This is a genomic window from Streptomyces sp. NPDC054840 (assembly GCF_053611065.1).
Genome location: NZ_JBSGZP010001152.1, coordinates 1 through 1,133, shown reverse-complemented (window position 1 = coordinate 1,133; position 1,133 = coordinate 1). Strand labels below are relative to the sequence as shown.

Below are 1,133 nucleotides of genomic sequence, written 5' to 3'. Positions count from 1 at the left end.
GCCCCGCACCGGGCCGGGCCGGGCCGGGCCGGTGTGGGGGGTCAGAGGGCGCCGGTGGCTCTGAGCAGGTGCCAGACCGCCGGGAGTCCCACCCCGTTCTGGAAGGCCACGTACTCCGGCTCGATCACGTGCGGCGCCCACTTCAGCTTGAACGCCTCCTGCGAACGGGCCGGATACACCAGCCTGCCGTGCTCGGCGACCAGCCGCAGCGCACGGCCCAGCCCCCGGCTCGAACCCGCCGGCTCGTGCCGGTCCCCGAACCCGGCGAACGGGGTCAGCCCCAGATGCAGCCAGCCCGCACCCTCTTCCCGGAAACGTTCCAGGGCGCTCAGGTTGACCAGCTCCACCGTGCCGACCGGCGCCCGCGGCGACCGGCGCGTCAGGTCGTACAGCCAGCCCGGCCTGGCACCCCACACCGGTGAATAGCTGATGTAGCCGACCGTGCGGCCCCCGTGCCGGGCCAGGAACGTCCGGCGCAGCGGCGCCGCGGGGCCGCCGCGTTCACCGATCAGGAACGACAGTTCCCTGACGTGCCGGCCCTTCGCCGCGAGCCACTGGGCGTCGATCGCGTCGAGTTCCCGCCGGTCCCCGAGGTCGCCGGGATCCGCCTCCACCACGCTCACCCCCTCGCGCAGGGCCCGGTTGACGTTCTGCCGGACCTTCGCCAGCGGCTTCCCGCGTACCGTGAACCGGGCGAGGTCGATCCCGTAGGTGCTGCCCAGCTGGTTCACCGTGAAGCCCCGCTCCGCGTACAGCGGCACGTCGGCCCGTGCGACCTGCGCCGCGGTGACCCGCGGCGCGGGCCCCGGCCCCGCCGCCAGATGTGCCAGGAACTCCTCCAGCAGGCCGCCCCGGTCCTTCGGCGCGGCGAACGGCGCGGCGAACTGCACCACGTCACGGCGTCCCCGCCGGGTGTAGGCGACGAGCCCCTCCCGCGACCGTCCCGCGTAGCGCAGGGTCTCCTCGTTCAGGGCCAGTACCGCACTGGGATGGTCGGCGTGGGCCCGCAGGAGCTCCAGGGCCCGGCCCGCAGCCCCGGCTCCCGGGGCCGGCGCCGTACGCCCCGCGCTCACCACCGGCTCCCCGCCGGACGGACCGCACGCCCGCCCCCCGCCACCCCGCCCGCACCCGAC

At 75.8% G+C, this 1,133-nt stretch carries 1 protein-coding gene; it reads right to left on the bottom strand.

The genetic code is table 11. The annotated features are described in order from the left end of the window. Positions 1–41 precede the first annotated feature (41 nt). On the bottom strand, positions 42–1,133 hold a 1,092-nt coding region (locus ACWGIU_RS38290), incomplete at its 5' end, for a phosphatidylglycerol lysyltransferase domain-containing protein (protein WP_453712759.1).